This is a genomic window from Streptomyces sp. NBC_00775 (assembly GCF_036347135.1).
In the GTDB taxonomy this organism is placed as follows: Bacteria; Actinomycetota; Actinomycetes; order Streptomycetales; family Streptomycetaceae; genus Streptomyces; species Streptomyces lutosisoli.
The window spans coordinates 5,733,012-5,748,953 of record NZ_CP108938.1; the positions used below are offsets into that span (position 1 = coordinate 5,733,012).

Here is a 15,942-nt window from a genome sequence, read left to right on the forward strand (position 1 = left end):
GCCCCTACCTGCGGATTCCGGTGGCGAACGGCAGTGTGTTGACGAAGGCCCGGTGGTGCTCGCGGTCGCACCACTCCAGCTTCAGATACGACTTGCCGGCCGAGGCGCGGATCGTACGTTTGTCGCGCGCGAGGGCTTCCGGCGAGCGGGAGGAGACGGTGATGTAACCGACCAGGTTGACGCCCGCCGCGCCGCTCGCGAGGTCCTCGCCGCGCTGGTCGAGACGGTTGTGGGAGGCCACGTCACGGGGGTCGACGGTCCGGTTCATCTTGGCGGCGCGCGACGCCTCCGCCTCGTCGTTCGTCTTCTCCGTCAGCATGCGCTCGATGGCGACCTCGGTGGGTTCGAGGTCCATCGTGACGGCGACCGTCCGGATGACGTCCGGGGTGTGGACGAGGAGCGGGGCGAGGAAGTTGACGCCCACCGGGGTCATCGGCCACTCCTTCACCCAGGCCGTGGCGTGGCACCAGGGGGCGCGGGTGGAGGACTCGCGGGTCTTCGCCTGGAGGTAGGTGGGCTCCATGGCGTCGAGCTCGGCGGGCCAGGCGTTGCGCTTGGTCATCGCCTGGATGTGGTCGATCGGGTGGTCGGGGTCGTACATCGAGTGCACGAGGGAGGCGAGCCGCCCCTGACCGAGCGGCTGCCGTACGCGGATGTCGGCTTCCTGGAGCCGCGAGCAGATGTCCGTCAGCTCACGCGCCATGACGACGGCGAGACCCGCGTCCCGGTCCACCTTCTTGCCGCCCTGCGGTCGGGCCGCGCGGGCCATCGCCTGGGCCTCGGCGGCCAGCTCGCGCGAGTAGTGCATGCAGGCGACGAGATACGCGCGGTGCTGCTCGCTGCTCGTCGACACCATGGACTGGAGCTGGTCGTACGACTGCTGCAGCCAGCCCGGGGCCCGCTCGTCGCCCCGTACGGAGACGTCCTTGGCGTGGGCGTCCGGGTCGGCGGGCAGGGTGCGCGCGAGCATCTGCAGCCGGGTCACGAAGCCGTCGCCGTTCGCGACGTGCTTGAGGAGGGTGCCGAAGCGGTCGACGAGGGCTTCCTGGTCCTCGCTGTCGCGCAGACCGACGCCCGGTCCCTCGATCTCGATGGCGGCCGTCACCGTGCGGCGGTCGGCGTGGAGGAGAACGGCGATCTCGTCAGGGCCGAAGGGGGCGGCGAGCCAGGAGATCCGCCCGATCCCCGGGGGCGGGCCGATCTCGATCTCCCGCCCGTCGACGCGCGTACCGGCCTCCATGACATTGCTGCGGTACGCCGTCCCCTGGCGCAGGCTCCGCTTGTAACTGCGGTTGATCTCGAACCACTTGTAGAACGTACGGCGCTTGTAGGGGACGTACACCGCGGCGAGCGCCAGCAGCGGGAACCCCATGAGCAGCACGATCCGCAGGGAGAGGACAGGGACGAGCAGGCCGCACATCATGCCCAGGAACGCGCCCCCGATGATGAGCGCGATCTCGCCGGACTCGCGGTTCCGGCCGACGATCGCGTTCGGCCGGGCGCGGCCGATCAGATATGTACGGCGGGGCGTGACCGGATGGGACACGTGGGACTCGGTCGTCAACGCCCTTCACCTCCCGTGCGGTTGGGACTGCTGTTGCGGGTGTTGCTCGCGTGCGGGGTGTTGGCCGGGCTGGTACGCGGTGGGGGTGCGGCGGAGGGGACAGATCCGCCGCCTCCGTTCGGCGTACGTGTGCTGTGCGCGGCCACACCGCCGGACACCGGGTTGGCGGGGCGGGGCTGGTTGCCGCCGCCTCCGCCGCCGTTGTTGTCGGCGCGGGAGCTGTGGGTCTTGATGCCCTGCGCGACCAGGGTCGCCGGGGAGCTGATCACGGCCGCGGCCTTGCTCTCGGCGCCCTGCATGATGCGGTTGTTGCGGGAGCCGGCGATCTCGTCACCGAAGCCCGGTACGAAGCGGTAGATCATCGCGCTGGCGAAGATGGCGAGCAGGATGATCGCGAGGCCGGAGACCACGGCGGAGAACGCGTCCGGGCCGTTGTCGGTCGACAGCGCGCCCGCCAGCCCCAGCACGATCACGATCACCGGCTTCACCAGGATCACCGCGATCATGATCCCCGCCCAGCGGCGGACGTGGCCCCACAGGTTCTTGTCGACCAGACCCGCGTACACGACCGTGCCGAGCAGCGCGCCGACGTACAGCAGTGCGGCCCGGATGACGAGCTCCAGCCACAGGACGCCGGCCGCGAGGATCGACACCAGCGACACCACGATGAGCATGATGGGGCCGCCGCCGATGTTCTCGCCCTTGTTCAGCGCGCCGGAGAAGGTCCCGAAGAACGTGTCCGTCTGGTTGCCGGTCGTCTTGGCGAGGACCTCGGTGACGCCGTCGGTCGCCGACACGACGGTGTAGAGGATCAGCGGGGTGAAGGCGCTCGCCAGCACCGTCAGCCACAGGAAACCGATCGCTTCGGAGAGCGCGGTGGTGAGGGGGACACCTCGCACCGCCCTCTTCGCCACGGCCAGCAGCCACAGCAGCAGGGTCAGGATGGTCGACGCCGCGAAGACCACCGCGTACTGCTGGAGGAACTTGGGGTTCGTGAAGTCGACGTTCGCTGTGTCGTTCACGGCGGCGGAGAGCTTGTCGACGGTCCAGGAGGCGGCGTCGGCGCAGCCCTTTGCGAGGGAGGAGAGGGGGTCGAGGGTGGAGGTGAGGCTGGGGTCGGTGGTGCTTCCGGAGCCGCCGCTTCCCTTGTCGCTCTTGCAGTACTGCTTGGCGGGACCGATCAGCAGGCCGCACGGGTCCTTCGAGGTGGACGGCGACGGCGTCGGGGATGGTGCCGCGGCGGCACGGGTGGCTAGCAGGACAGCCGTGGTCTGTACGGCGGCTACGACGGCCGTGAGTTTGAGGACGTGGCTTCGGCTACCGGGCATACGTGAACCCTCCGTACTCCTCGATGGCCTTGCTGATCTCGTCGGAGGTGGCGGCCTTGTCGTCGCCCGGGACCGGGGCGGGGCCGTCCTTCTGGGAGTCCGTCACGATCTTCCAGTCACCGCTGTCCCACTGGAGCTCGAAGGTCCACGTCTTCCAGGTCGAGCTGACGGGATCGGTCGAGGTCTGGGCGGACATACCGATGAGCCCCATGTACCAGACCGAGACCTTGGCGGAGCTGTCGCTGTGCTGCTGGACCTTGGTGCCGACCGGGATCGTGCGCGAGACGAACGTGCTGCCTGCCGGCGGATTGCCGTCCGCGTCGAGCCCCAGCTTGCTGAGGAAGTCCGCCGAGTACGCCTGGTCCATCGGACCCTGGAGCTGGCCGGCGGCAGCGGACGTATAGATGGTGTTGACGATGTCGTGCCGAGTGGCCGTCTTGAACATGGCCGTCGAACCCAACGCCACCGCATAGTTCGCCGCAGCGCTCTGCGCCCCCTGCGCACTGTGCGCGAACCCCGCCGGAATCCCCGCTGCCTTCGACTCCACCGGGCGCTCCCCCGAAGCGGTCGTGGGCGAGGTCTTGGCCTTGTCGCTGTTTCCGCTTCCCGAACCCGAAGAGGAGTCGTCACCACGGTTCGCGAAGGCGATGGCGGCGATCAGGAGGACGACGACGCCGACGACCGTGATCAGGCTCCGTGAGGAGGACCCGCGGCCGCGCCGCGCACCGCCGTAGACGTCGCCCGTGCGGTCGGGATAGCGGGTGCGTGTCTGCCCGGAACCCCCGTACCCCCCGTCCTCACCGCGCGCGCCGTCGCCGGGTTCGTCACCGAGACTCATGTCGCGAACGCCCCCTCAACCTCTCGCTGAACCAAGTAGTACGACGGTAGCCGTGCTGGTTCCCGCGCGGGCGCGGTGTGGTGACTCGACATCAGGGAAACGCAACCTCAGCCGGTGGGCACGACGGACAGGTGGGTCGGAGGGAGAGGGATCCGGGCGGGCCCGGCCGGGTGCGGAGGTGTCGGACACCCCCTGGACCGCTACACCGCCATGCCGTACACGATGGTGAAGAGCGTGCCGAGGGATCCGATGATGAAGACTCCGGTGAGGCCCGCGATGATGAGGCCCTTGCCCTGTTCGGCGCTGAAGGTGTCGCGGAGGGCGGTCGCGCCGATGCGCTGCTTGGCGGCGCCCCAGATCGCGATGCCGAGGCAGAGCAGGATGGCGACCGCCATCACGACCTCGATCATCACCTTCGCCTCGTTGCCAAGGCTGCCGAAGGGACCCCAGTCCGGAGCGATCCCGCCGATGATCGTGGTGATGTCGCCCTTATCGGCTGCGAAAAGCATGTAAGTCACCGCCCCTAGTGGGTAGTTCTGCACCCTCTGCCACTGCGCGCAGAGGTCGGGCCCATTCTCGCCGACAAAGACGCTGTCGTATGTCGACTTGGCGTCATTGATTGGCGGGTTTCGTACGAATCCCTTGCCACCGGCTTACGCGGGACCCTTGCGGGAGGCGTGTGACGGTATGCGGCGGGTCGTATGGTCACTCTGTGTATCACGGCCGGTCACGCCGGGCAATGAAGTCGGAGCGGAACCTGTGGTGTGGTTCCGTCGTTAACCCCTTCTACGATGCGCACGCCCCGCCCGCTTCGTAGTCATCCGCACGCCCGTCCCGTTTCTGACGGGCCGTCGCGCCGATGTCCAGCCGATGTCCAAAGGCTATCCCGCTGTCTCCCGGCACGGGAAAACGGGCCGCGGCTGGTTGCCGCGACCCGTTCATCAGGTGCTGCCGGGGATCCCCACATGACCCCGGCGGCCCCCCGCTCCCAGGAGGTCAGCCGGTGAAGGCCGCGACTCCCTCCGGGGTGCCCCAGCCGGTCGGGCCGTCGTAGCCGGACGTGGCGGTGCAGAGGTAGCTGGTGGTGCAGGTGCCGTTGTTGCCCGAGGTCACGTCGTTGAGGGCCGAGGTGCCGGCCGCCGTGTACGGGAACTTCGCCGGGTAGGAGCTGGAGGACGGGGTGCCCGCGAGGGCGTAGACGCCCGCGATGATGGGCGACGAGGCGCTCGTACCGCCGAAGGTGTACCAGCCGGCCGTGATGCCGTACGAGTCGTAGACCGAGACGCCGGTAGCCGGGTCGGCGACCGCCGAGACGTCGGAGATGGTGCGCTTGGTGCAGCCGGTGTCGGTCTGCCAGGACGGCTTGGGGTCGTACGCGGAGCAGCCGGAGCCGGTGCCTTCGGTGCTGCTGGTCTTCCAGACCGTCTCGGTCCAGCCGCGGGTGGTGGAGGTGGCCTTGGTCAGCGCGGTGCCACCGACGGCGGTGACGTACTGCGAGGCGGCGGGCCATTCGGCGCCGTAGCCGCTGTCACCCGAGCTCACGGTGATGGCGACACCCGTGTGCTTGAAGTACGAGGTGTCGTACGTCGTGTCGGAGGAGGACTCGGAGGCGCCGTAGCTGTTGGAGACGTACTTCGCGCCCAGCGTCACCGCCTCGTTGACGGCGGTGCCGAGGTTGGCGATGGTGGCGGACTTGGCCTCGACGAGCAGGATGTTGCAGTTCGGGCAGATGGCGCTGGCCATGTCGAGGTCGAGGGAGATCTCCTCGGCCCAGCCGGTGTTGCTCGACGGCAGCGAGGTCGTCGAGCCGGTCTGGCTGACCTTCTTGAAGCAGCCGTTGGCGGTGGTGCACGCCGACAGGCCGTAGTACGAGCGGTAGGTCGCGAGGTCCGCCTCGGCGTTGGGGTCGTTGTAGGCGTCGACGATGGCGATGGTCTCGCCCGAGCCGTTGGAGGCGGCGGCCGACGTCAGACCGTACGCGGCCTGGAGGTCCGTCGGCCCGAAGCCGGACGGGGTGGAGGCGTCGGCGGCCTTGGGGGTGACGCCCTTGGCGTACGCCTTCTCCGACATGTACTCGGTGACGCCGCTGGTGACGCGCTTGGCGTTACAGGCCGCGACGTCCGCCTTCGTGGGCGTGGCGCACGCGCGGGTCCAGCTGACGTGGGGGGTGACCTTCGCGACGCGGGACGCCTGGGCGTCCGCGCTGCCGGCGCTGCCGAATGCGGCGAGGACGAGGGCGGCGGTGCCGAGGGCGGCCGCGCCTATCCGGCCGATGCGGCGGCTAACGCTCGCTGACGGTCTCTGGGGGTGTGTGGTGCGCAACGTACAGCCTCCTGGAAGTGGTTGACAGGGGCAGTGCAGGTGCGCCGCCGGTACGAGGTCCCCGGCGGTGGGCCGAGCGGCCCGCGGATGACCATCCCTTGTTGAGTACGCGACAACAAGAGGCTTATGGAATCCTTACTTCCGCCATACCGAAGCGGGCCTTCACGTGACTTCTCCATGGCCGCCGGATGGCTTGCGGGTGGTTGATGCTTGACTCAACTCACAGCCGTTTCAAGGGAATTGAACAGCTCGTCAGTAAGGCAAAACCGGTGGTCATGGCGCCGGAAACGCGCCGCGGGGGCGGCGGAACGGGTCGCGTGGAGACGGGATCGGGTCGCGTGGACACCGGAACGGGCCGCGTGGACATGGGAACGGGCCGCGGCTGGTTGCCGCGGCCCGTTTCGGATGCCGCCGGGGGATCCCCACTTACCTCCCTCGGCGGCACCCGCTCGGCGCTCGCTCGGAGGCCGATGTCGGCGTCAGCCGGTGAAGGCGTCGATGCCCTCCGGGGTGCCCCAGCCGGTCGGGCCGTCGTAGCCGGACTTCGCGGTGCAGAAGTAGCTCGTGGTGCAGGTGCCGTTGCTGCCGCTGGTCACGTCGTTGAGGGCGGAGGTGCCGGCCGCGGCGTACGGGTACTTGGCCGGGTAGTCGCTGCTGCCCGGGGTGCCGGCGAGGGCGTACACGGACGCGATGATCGGGGCCGAGGCGCTGGTGCCGCCGTAGGTGTTCCAGCCGGTGCCGTCGGAGCCGTAGCTGTCGTAGACGGAGACTCCGGTCGCCGGGTCGGCGACGGCCGAGACGTCGGAGATCATGCGCTTCGAGCAGCTCGCGTCGGTCTGCCAGGTCGGCTTCGCGTCGTACGAGGAGCAGCCGGAGCCGGTGCCCTCGGTGCTGCTGGTGTTCCAGACGCTCTCGGTCCAGCCGCGGCTGTTGGAGGACGTGGACAGCTTGGTGCCGCCGACAGCGGTGACGTACTTGGAGGCGGCCGGGTACTCGGCGCCGTAGCCCTCGTCGCCGGCGGAGACGGTGATGGCGACGCCCGCGTGGTTGAAGTACGAGGAGTCGTACGAGGTGTCGGAGGAGGACTCCGAGCCGCCGTAGCTGTTGGAGACGAACTTCGCGCCCTTGGTGACCGCGCGGTTCACCGCGGTGCCGAGGTTGGCCATCGAGGACGACTTGGCCTCGACGAGGAGGATGTTGCAGTTCGGGCAGATGGCGCTGGCCATGTCGAGGTCGAGGGAGATCTCGCCGGCCCAGCCGCTGTCGGCGGTGGGGAGGGAGGTCGTCGAACCGGTCTGACTGACCTTGCTGAAGCAGCCGTTGGCGGTGGTGCAGGCGGAGAGGCCGTAGTACGAGCGGTAGGTCGCGAGGTCGGCCTCGGCGTTCGGGTCGTCGTACGCGTCCACGATCGCGATGGTCTCGCCGGAGCCGTTGGAGGAGGCGGCGTCGGTCAGGCCGTACGCCGACTGGAGGTCGCTCGGGCCGTAGCCGGTGGGGGTCGCGGAGGCGGCGTTCGGCTTGACGGTCTTGGGGGCGATGCCCTTCTTCGCGGCCTGCTCCTCCTGGAAGGCGGTGGTGCCACTGGTGACGCGCAGGGCGTTGCAGGAGGCGTAGCCCTTCTTCGGGGTCGCGTCACACTGCGAGGTGTACTTCACGTGGGCCTTGGCGACCTGGGCGGCGATGGCCTTGGCGCTGACTGCCTTCGGCGTCACGGGAGTTGCGGCGCTCGCGTGGACGGCGGTGCCGAGGCCGCCGATCACGAGGGCGGCGGTGGCGAAGGCGGAGGCGCCTATTCGACGCCAACTGGTGTGCGTGGTCGATCTGTTGGTGCTGGTTGTGGGGGGTGCGGTACGCAACGTACAGCCTCCTGAGAGTGGTTGACAGGGGCAGTGCGGGTGCTGCGCGGCGCCGGTGCGGTGTCCCCGGCGGCGGGGCCGTGTGACCCGCGTAGACCTTCTCCTTGTTGAGTACGTGACAACAAGAGAGATCTGGAATCCTGACTTCCGCAATACCGAACCGAGGTGATCGACTTACCGCGCAATGGGCTCTCGATGGCCGGAAGCTGACGGTGGCTTGACTTGGGGTGCGGGGGCGCGGGCTTCCTGAACGGTGCCGTTGGGGCCGCCCGCTTCTTGGCAGTGTCGTGCTTCCGCGCGCCGAGTAAAGGGCGCTCCGCTGCGCTACGCGTCGGCTGCGCCGATTCCGCTTCGCTCCACCCTTGACTCGGCCCGCTCCAGCACGGGGGAGAAGCGAGCGGGCGGCCGGGGGTGAGGGGTCCCCGGGTGGGTTTCCGGTGGCCGGGGGTGAGTTGTTGCCCGGGGTTGGTGGGGCGCGGTCGCGCCTCGCCAGCACGCCGGGTGGGTTTGGCGGCGAGCGGTGAGTGGGGTGGCGCGTTCGGCGGTGGGGGCACGCCGGGCGGGCTTAGCGGCGAGCGGCCGGTGGCCGGGGGAGGGGGTTGGCGGGGGCCGGAGGGTGCAGGAGGGGGTGATTGGCAGATCTGTTCCAGCGGGAGGCAGGAGTAGGCAGGAGTACGTGGGTGGAGCGGGGCCCTGCGTGGAACGGATCTGCCAATCGCCGCCTGATTCAGTGGAACCGGGCGGAAGCGGGGGCGCGGTCGGCGGACAGGACCGACGTGCCCACACCGAGGCGGCGAGTGCGCGCACCTCAGCAGCCCACTCAGGGTTGGCCGCTGAGTGCACCCGGCGTGCCCCCGGTCGCAGGATGCGCCGCCCCACCGGCCGTTCGCCGCTAAGCCGGCCCGGCGTGCTGGCGAGGCGCGTCCGCGCTCGATCGGCCGGGGGCGACTGGTCACCCCCGTGGGCCGGGAGCCCACCTGGGAACCCCTCACCCCTGGGCCGCCCGCTCGCTTCTCCCCCGTGCTGGAGCGCCCCGAGTCAAGGGTGGCCCGGAGGGCCATCGCCGAAGGCGACGCGCAGCGCCCTTTACTCGGGGCGTGGAAGCGCGACACTGGCCAAGAAGCGGGCGGTCCCGACGGTTACTTCACGAGCGGGGTTCAGCAGGGGGTGAGGGTTCCTCGTCCTCCAGGCCCTCCACGAAGTGGTCGAACTCGCCTGCCTGTACGCCCAGTACGAAAGCGTCCCACTTCTTCTGGGTGGTCGTGACGACGTTCTCCGGGTCGCTGGTCTCGCGGATGTAGACCAGGTCGTTGTCTCCGAAGGCGAGCTCGATCCAGGGGCCGGGGCCCGTCGCGTCGTCCGGGGCGGCGCGGACCCAGTCGAGGTTCGGGGGGACTTCAGCCACGGTGGTGATCCTTCTTGAGGGCGTGGAGGAGGGTGCGGAAGGCCACGGGGGTGGCCTCGAGTATGGCTCCGCTGGGGTCGCTGCTCTCCGTGAGATGGAGCGTTCCCGCGCCGGAAGTGACGTGCACGCACGAGTCGCCTTCGGAGCAGTACGACGACTTCTGCCAGGTGTACGAGTTCAAGGCGGCTCCCGCTTATAGATCGTGGATGACGTTGCCGATGAGGTCCCGGGTCTTGTCGGGGTCGAGGGCGACGGCCTCGACCCGTTCGAAGAGGGTCCGGTACTTGTGCAGTTGGGCATCGGCGTCCAGGAACGTGAGCCCGTGGGACTGGTCGAGGTGGACCGTGTCGAGTTCCGGTACGGGGCCGTGCGCGTAGTAGATGGACTGGCCCGACCCCGGGTAGGCGCCGACATCGAAGGTGATAGCACGCAGGGTGATGTGGTCGCGCTCGCTCATGACGAGAAGGTGCTGAAGCTGCTGCCGAGCCACCGCTGAGCCGCCTACCTTCATCCGCAGGGCTGCCTCGTGGATGATCGCCTCGTACGGCGTGGGGTCATCCCGGAAGAGCACTGCCTGACGCTTGATGCGGAACGAGAGGCGGTGCTCCACGTCGGGTGGTGAGAGTGCTGTGACGCCCTGGCGGAAGATCTCGCGGGCGTAGTCGACGGTCTGGAGCAGTCCAGGGATCCGCGCGGTGATCGTGGTTCGCAACGACTGGGCGTGGTGTTCCAGTTCGGCCAGATCGAGCAGAGAGCTGGGCAGGATCTCGCGGTACTCCTCCCACCAGCCGCGCTTCCGGTCGCCGACCATCCTGGCGATGGCCTCTACCAGGGCCTTGTCCGAGCACTCGTACTGGCAGGCCAGAGAACGTACTCGCTCTGCACTGACCCCGATCCGTCCGGTCTCCATGTTGCTGACCTGAGCTTGCTTCATGCCTAGTAGCTGCGCGGCCGCCGTAGAGGTGAGCCCTGCCCGCTCGCGCAACTTGCGCAGCTCGGCCCCGAGCCGAAGTTGACGTCCCGTCGGGTTGGTCCTCACGGCCACACTCCTCGTTCTTCCGTGCAGCAGGTCACCCACACGGATGGTCGTGCTTAATCTTCTCCGAGATCGAGTGAAGAATATATCTGCAAGCGCTACTTTTTAGATCGGGCCCCCCGCTCAGAAGCACCCCGCTCGACGGAGCGGCATGGTCACTGAGCAACCACTCAACTGCCCACCGTGATCGGAGACTTCCATGGCCACCGTATCGCCGCCCTGGTCCTACACCCTCCAACTCCCGCACGATCCCCGAGCCCCAGGCATCGCCAGGGCCACCCTCCGTACCGTCCTCGCCGCCCACGGGCTCACCGAACTCACCCCCACCGCCGAGCTGTTGGCGTCGGAGCTGCTCACCAACGCACACCTGCACACACAGGGCCCCTACGCCCTCCGTATCCACGCGGGTGAGCCGGACCGGCTCACGGTCGCCGTGTGGGACAGCGATCCGAGGGTGCCGCCCGGCTTCGCGGAGAAGGGTGCCCCTGTTCTCGTACCGCCGGGAGACGCTGAAGGTGGGCGTGGGCTGCATCTCGTGCGGGCGTGTGCGGATGCGTGGGGGGTGTCCGGCTGGACCTCTACCACCGCATCGCCACCGATCAGGCCGAGGAGTCGTTCCGGAACGCGCAGATCGCCATGGCGTCGGGATTCGTGTTGCTGGTCGGGTTCACGGTGGCGGCGGTCTTCGCCGGGAACCCGACGGCCAGCATCGTCGCCGGCGCCCTGGGTGTGACGTCGGCAGGGCTGGCGGGGTATGTGAGTCGAACTTTTGTGCGGTCTCAGGAGAGCGCGGCCGGACATCTGAGGGCATACTTTGATCAGCCGCTGGAGTTCTCCCGGTACCTCGCCGCGGAGCGGCTCATCGCCGACGCTGAGCTGACCAGTGAGCAACGTGCCGAGATCCTCGCCAGCCTGGTACGGGCGATGGTCGCGCCCGAGGGTTCGGTGAGCGGTCCGGCGCCGGCCGCGGATTCGGGTGCGGGTTCCGGTGCGGGTGCGAACGGGGACGCCCGTCAGGACCCGTCCAGTCAATAGGGCCCTCATAGGTGATTCTTAGTGTGGTCTCAGGGTTTTTCTCACGTGCCTGCGGCAGGGTGAGGAGCGATGAAACGCACCATCCGTCCCCCAGGCATCCGTCGGCACGCCCTGCTCGGTGCCGTCGTGCTGCTGGCGGCCGTCACGTCCTCCTCCGTGGCGGCCGCGGATGCCGGTCCCGGACCGTTCGCGGTGACCGTGCGGGCCGCGACCAACGACCGGACCGCCCGCGTGGGCGCGCTGTTCCACGGGAGCGGCGGGCACTTCTGCACCGCCTCCGTCGTGCACAGCGCCGGGCGGGATCTCATCGTGACCGCCGCGCACTGCGTCGACGGGGGCGGGACCCTGCGCTTCGCGCCCGGGTATCGGGACGGGAAGGCGCCGTACGGGTACTGGGAGGTCCAGGGGACCTTCGTGCCCGAGGGGTGGACGAGCGAGCAGGACGAGGACACCGATGTCGCCTTCGCCGTCCTCGCGGAGAAGGACGGGAAGGGTGTCGAGGACGTCGTCGGGGGCGGGAACGTCTTTGCCTCCGGGCAGGCCACCGGGTCGACCGCCGTCACCGTCACCGGATACCCCAGCACCCTCGAAACGCCCATCACCTGCACCAACAAGCCCACCGTCCGCAGCCGTACGCAGCAGCGCATCGAGTGTCCCGAGTTCGCCGGGGGGACGAGTGGCAGCCCCTGGGTGAACGGTGACGGGGAAGTCGTGGGCATCATCGGCGGGCACCAGCAGGGCGGGGACACCGACGACGTCTCGTTCAGCGTCGCCTTCGGGGCCGAGGAAGCGGCGCTCTACCGTCAGGCCGAGCTCGCTTCACAGTGACGTGAGCGTGTGTGTCGGTGCCCCTCCGCCCGGCACATCCGTGTCCCGCCGGTGAGCGAGCGTATCGGCGCACGTCGTGTCAGACTGAACAGCAGAGAACGTCGTGCGGGTTGGGGTTGGAAGTCCGTGATCGGACGCCGCCACCTACCGGAGCCTTTCTGCTGCACCGGTGACCCGCGAACCCTCTTCAGCACACTCGCCTTGGCAGGACGTGTCACCACGCGTGCCTGGTTCCAGAGGGAGGAAGCCTGAGATGACGATGACGAAGAGCAACACCAACACCAAGCGGGGGGTCCCTCCACGTGTGCGCACGACGATGGATCTGGGGGATGAACACTCCGTACAGATCCTCGAGTTCGCCTCCGGAATCCGGGCGATCGTGGAGGGCGGTCGCGCGATCGACCAAGCCCCCTCCCTTGAGGGCAAGGCCGACGCACCACCCGAGGCAGGGACCCAATCCGCCGGCGAGCGCACCGGCACTGAAGAACCGACACTTCGCACGACGGATGAACAGACCTGGTTCCGCGAAAACTTCTGCAATGCCGCCCAGGCGTGCGTGCAAGGGTGGGACTGGGCGGTCGTCCAGTCGGGACGTGCCGTCGGCAGCGGGGTCGGAATAGGGCTCGTCGGTTCGGAGGGAACCAGCAACGCCACTCTGGCGGTCGACCTGTGGGAATGCAGCGGTACCGACTGCTACTGGGTCGAGAACTGGCGGGGACTCATCGTTCCGGGTCACTGGGTCTCGGCGACCACGACGGCGCCTGACCACAAGTACCTGCGCTGGCGTCTCGACGGCGCCGGTGGCGGCACCCAGGTCAGTCTGGCTGCCAAGTACTGACCGCGCAGAACTGCCGAGACCGGACCGGAAGGTGTGTGCCGCCGGGTCCGCCGGGTCCGCCAGGAGCCCCGCCACGTCGAAGTGGCGGGGCTCCTGGCCGCCCGGGCGGGGGCTGGGCGGGCTCGTGACCTAGTTCGAGAAGTACACGGCCAGCCAGAGCAGCGGCAGGAGCAGGAACACGTACGCCAGCGGGCGCTGAGCGATCGGCTTGCCCTGGTCCATGACGATCCCCGTCGGGGACGGCATCGCCTGCCGCGGCAGCTTCCTGATCTTCGTGCGGACGTAGAGGTTCCACAGGAGCGTCAGCGGGGTGAAGGCGATCAGTGACACCGGGCTCCACCAGCCGCCCGCCAGGGTCTTCGTCGTCATCTCCCGGTGGATCGCCGTGGCGCAGGAGCGGCAGAACGGTCCCTCCATCTTGGAGAAGCGCATCGCGACCAGCAGCCCCGTGTGCTGACGGATGGTCATGTCCCGGGCGGGCTGCGCGGCACATATACGGCAGGCGGGGTTGAGGGGCGGGGCGGCCTGGTAGGCGTAGTCGCCCGCGGCGGCGGGGGCGGGGGCGGGGGGCTGGGGGTACTGGCCGTACGCCGGGTTCTGGCCGTACGCCGAGTTCTGCGCGCCGTACGCGTCCTGCGTGCCGTATGAGCCATATGCCGGCGCCCCGTTTGGCGCGTAACCGCCTTGCGGGGCAAAGGGGTTGCCCTGGGGCGTGTTCGGGTGCGGGGGCGGGGTCGCCACGTGCGGTTTCTCCTTGTGTGTGATCGTCCCGTCGCGCGGTGGCCGCCTCTAGACTGGCGGCGGCGGACTCCCGGGCGGCGAGGGGCGGTTGACGGTGCGTAAGGCATGGATCGTAGCGATCGCTGCCGTCGGGGCCGGGATCAGCTTCGTGATGCTGCTCGTCGTCGGCGTCTACATGGTCGCCGGGAACCTCGCCAACGGGATCGGCGGCGGGTCCGTCGGGCTCGCCAAGGGGGCTGTGCCCGCCGCGTACCAGACGCTCGTGCAGAAGTGGGGCAATCTGTGCGGCGCCATCAATCCGGCGCTGCTGGCCGCCCAGTTGTACCAGGAGAGCGGATTCAACCCGAGTGCCAAGAGTCCGGCGAAAGCGGAGGGAATAGCGCAGTTCATTCCGGGGACCTGGGCCACGCACGGAGTCGACGGCGACGGGGACGGCGACCGCGATGTCTGGGATCCGAATGACGCGATTCCGTCGGCCGCCTCGTACGACTGCCAGCTCGCCTCGTACGTGAAGGACGCGCCGGGGAACGTCACGGAGAACATGCTCGCCGCCTACAACGCGGGGGCCTACGCGGTCATCAAGTACGGGGGCGTGCCGCCGTACAAGGAGACCCAGAACTACGTGAAGACGATCACGACCCTGGAGAAGAGCTTCGCCGCGCCCGTTACCCGGGTGGATCCCTCGAAGCAGGCCGCGACGGCGATCACGTACGCGCAGAAGAAGCTCGGCACGCCCTATCTGTGGGGCGGCAACGGCACCGCTGACCAGGGCGGACGCTTCGACTGCTCGGGGCTGACGAAGGCCGCGTACGACAGTGCGGGGATACAGCTTCCCCGGGTCGCCAACGACCAGTACAACGCGGGGCCGCACCCCAAGCGGGACGAACTGCTGCCGGGGGACCTGGTCTTCTTCTCGGACGACCTCACCAACTCCCGGGCCATCCGGCACGTGGGGATCTATGTGGGCGGCGGGTACATGATCGACGCGCCCAGGACGGGGGCCGTCATCCGGTTCGACCCCGTCGACACCCCCGACTACTTCGGTGCCACCCGCGTGACCGAGGATGGCGCGAAAGCACTGCCCACGTCTGTGTGAACCCGCCCCCTGAACTGCGGCGATGTGTCTCTCTTCGATAACGTCTGAGTGATCATTCCGTGGAGGGTGGAACGTATTACAGGGGACTGTGCGTTCCTTTTGACGTAGCGCTGATCTATGACGCGGTTCTAGCTGTTCTGGCGGTTCTAGCGGTTCTACGACCACGGGGGTGGATCGAGCGGCGCACGAAAGGGTGTGCCCGCGGGAAAGACGACGAAGGGGCCGCAGCACCATGGCTGGACTCGCCGAATCCGGTTCGAACCCCGACGTCGACCTGCTCTACGACATCAACGGCCTCGCCAAGGACGCGCCCCACTGGTTCGACCGGGGCATGGAGTTCGTGGGCGAGTACGGGCTGCTGCTCGCCATGGTTCTGCTGGTGCTGTGGTGCTGGTGGACCGTGCGGCGGCGGGGTGCTGAGGATGCCGCGTCCTCCGTGGCCGCGCTGGTGTGGGCGCCGTTGGCCGCCGGCATCGCGGTGCTTGTGAACGTGCCGATACGGGGTTTCGTGGAGCGACCGAGACCCTTCGTCGATCACCAAGGGCTGGACGTCCTGGTCTCCGGCAAGACCGACTACTCCTTCGTCAGCGATCACGCGACGCTCACCATGGCGATGGCTGTCGGGCTGTTCGTCGCGCATCGGAAGTTCGGGCTGGTCGGGATAGGGCTCGCGCTGCTCGAAGGGTTCTGCCGGGTCTACATGGGTGTGCACTACCCGACGGACGTCGTGGGTGGCTTCGCGCTCGGTACGGCGGTTGCTCTGCTGCTGTCTCCGCTTGCCATGGCTCTGCTGACACCTGTCACGAAGGCGGTGGAGCGGTCTGGGCGGGGTGGGTGGCTGATTCGGGCGCGGGTGGCTTCCGGTGGGCGGGATGCGTTGATTCCGGGGGCTCGGGCGGAGCGGCCTGAGGAACGGGATCTGGCCGCGTAGGGGTTTCCCCCTAAAAGATTGCGCAGTTCCCCGCGCCCCTGAAGAACTGGGGGCGGGCGGGGGATCGCGGGGCGAAGCCCCGCGCCGTTAGGGGCGCGGGGAACTGCGCGAGCAACCCCCACTC

Annotated in this window: 15 protein-coding genes and 1 pseudogene; 6 read left to right on the top strand and 10 right to left on the bottom strand. The window is 68.8% G+C overall.

Going from position 1 to position 15,942, the window contains the following annotated elements; translation table 11 throughout:
• Positions 1-4: 4 nt before the first annotated feature.
• The 9 genes from OIC96_RS25505 to OIC96_RS25545 form a co-directional block, all read right to left on the bottom strand.
• The gene (locus tag OIC96_RS25505) at positions 5-1,564 is read right to left on the bottom strand and encodes an SCO6880 family protein (RefSeq protein ID WP_330305623.1); all 1,560 of its coding nucleotides are present in this window, start codon (positions 1,562-1,564) and stop codon (positions 5-7) included.
• A complete protein-coding gene (locus OIC96_RS25510) occupies positions 1,561-2,892 on the bottom strand; it encodes a hypothetical protein (RefSeq protein ID WP_330305622.1) in 1,332 nt (443 codons plus the stop codon). Before OIC96_RS25510 ends, OIC96_RS25505 begins: the two co-directional genes overlap by 4 nt.
• Positions 2,882-3,730, bottom strand: a complete 849-nt coding sequence (locus OIC96_RS25515; RefSeq protein ID WP_330305621.1) for a hypothetical protein — start codon at positions 3,728-3,730, stop codon at positions 2,882-2,884. The genes OIC96_RS25510 and OIC96_RS25515 overlap by 11 nt, the downstream gene beginning before the upstream one ends.
• Positions 3,731-3,930: 200 nt before the next feature.
• Positions 3,931-4,239: a hypothetical protein gene (locus OIC96_RS25520; protein ID WP_028804304.1), complete on the bottom strand. Its 309-nt coding sequence runs from the start codon at positions 4,237-4,239 to the stop codon at positions 3,931-3,933.
• A 487-nt stretch (positions 4,240-4,726) separates the two neighbouring features.
• Complete coding sequence (locus OIC96_RS25525; RefSeq protein ID WP_330305620.1) at positions 4,727-6,052, bottom strand: S53 family peptidase; 1,326 nt, start codon at positions 6,050-6,052, stop codon at positions 4,727-4,729.
• 479 nt (positions 6,053-6,531) lie between these two features.
• A complete protein-coding gene (locus OIC96_RS25530) occupies positions 6,532-7,908 on the bottom strand; it encodes a S53 family peptidase (protein ID WP_330305619.1) in 1,377 nt (458 codons plus the stop codon).
• Between the two features lie 1,144 nt (positions 7,909-9,052).
• Positions 9,053-9,313 (bottom strand): DUF397 domain-containing protein, encoded by a 261-nt coding sequence (locus tag OIC96_RS25535; RefSeq protein ID WP_330305618.1) that lies wholly within the window; start codon positions 9,311-9,313, stop codon positions 9,053-9,055.
• Positions 9,306-9,494 carry a DUF397 domain-containing protein gene (locus OIC96_RS25540; protein WP_330305617.1) on the bottom strand — a complete coding sequence of 63 codons (189 nt, stop codon included), beginning with the start codon at positions 9,492-9,494 and terminating at the stop codon, positions 9,306-9,308. Before OIC96_RS25540 ends, OIC96_RS25535 begins: the two co-directional genes overlap by 8 nt.
• A 12-nt stretch (positions 9,495-9,506) precedes the next feature.
• A complete protein-coding gene (locus OIC96_RS25545) occupies positions 9,507-10,352 on the bottom strand; it encodes a helix-turn-helix domain-containing protein (protein WP_330305616.1) in 846 nt (281 codons plus the stop codon).
• Positions 10,353-10,548: 196 nt separating this feature from the next.
• Between OIC96_RS25545 and OIC96_RS25550 the strand changes: the two are divergent.
• The 4 genes and pseudogenes from OIC96_RS25550 to OIC96_RS25565 form a co-directional block, all read left to right on the top strand.
• A pseudogene (locus OIC96_RS25550) lies at positions 10,549-10,845 on the top strand (ATP-binding protein); the annotation flags it as partial.
• Positions 10,846-10,904: 59 nt separating this feature from the next.
• Complete coding sequence (locus tag OIC96_RS25555; protein WP_330462184.1) at positions 10,905-11,384, top strand: hypothetical protein; 480 nt, start codon at positions 10,905-10,907, stop codon at positions 11,382-11,384.
• A 69-nt stretch (positions 11,385-11,453) separates the two neighbouring features.
• The gene (locus OIC96_RS25560; protein WP_330305615.1) at positions 11,454-12,212 is read left to right on the top strand and encodes a trypsin-like serine peptidase; all 759 of its coding nucleotides are present in this window, start codon (positions 11,454-11,456) and stop codon (positions 12,210-12,212) included.
• Positions 12,213-12,465: 253 nt separating this feature from the next.
• On the top strand, positions 12,466-13,050 hold the full coding sequence (locus OIC96_RS25565) for a hypothetical protein (RefSeq protein ID WP_330305614.1): 585 nt from the start codon (positions 12,466-12,468) through the stop codon (positions 13,048-13,050).
• Positions 13,051-13,179: 129 nt separating this feature from the next.
• Here OIC96_RS25565 and OIC96_RS25570 read toward each other — a convergent pair whose 3' ends face one another.
• The gene (locus OIC96_RS25570) at positions 13,180-13,791 is read right to left on the bottom strand and encodes a hypothetical protein (RefSeq protein WP_330305613.1); all 612 of its coding nucleotides are present in this window, start codon (positions 13,789-13,791) and stop codon (positions 13,180-13,182) included.
• A gap of 88 nt (positions 13,792-13,879) precedes the next feature.
• Between OIC96_RS25570 and OIC96_RS25575 the strand changes: the two genes are divergently transcribed.
• Together OIC96_RS25575 and OIC96_RS25580 are read left to right on the top strand one after the other, a co-directional pair.
• Positions 13,880-14,887 carry a C40 family peptidase gene (locus OIC96_RS25575; protein ID WP_330305612.1) on the top strand — a complete coding sequence of 336 codons (1,008 nt, stop codon included), beginning with the start codon at positions 13,880-13,882 and terminating at the stop codon, positions 14,885-14,887.
• A gap of 232 nt (positions 14,888-15,119) precedes the next feature.
• Positions 15,120-15,818, top strand: coding sequence for a phosphatase PAP2 family protein (locus OIC96_RS25580; protein WP_330305611.1), 699 nt, complete (start codon positions 15,120-15,122; stop codon positions 15,816-15,818).
• Positions 15,819-15,942 lie beyond the last annotated feature (124 nt).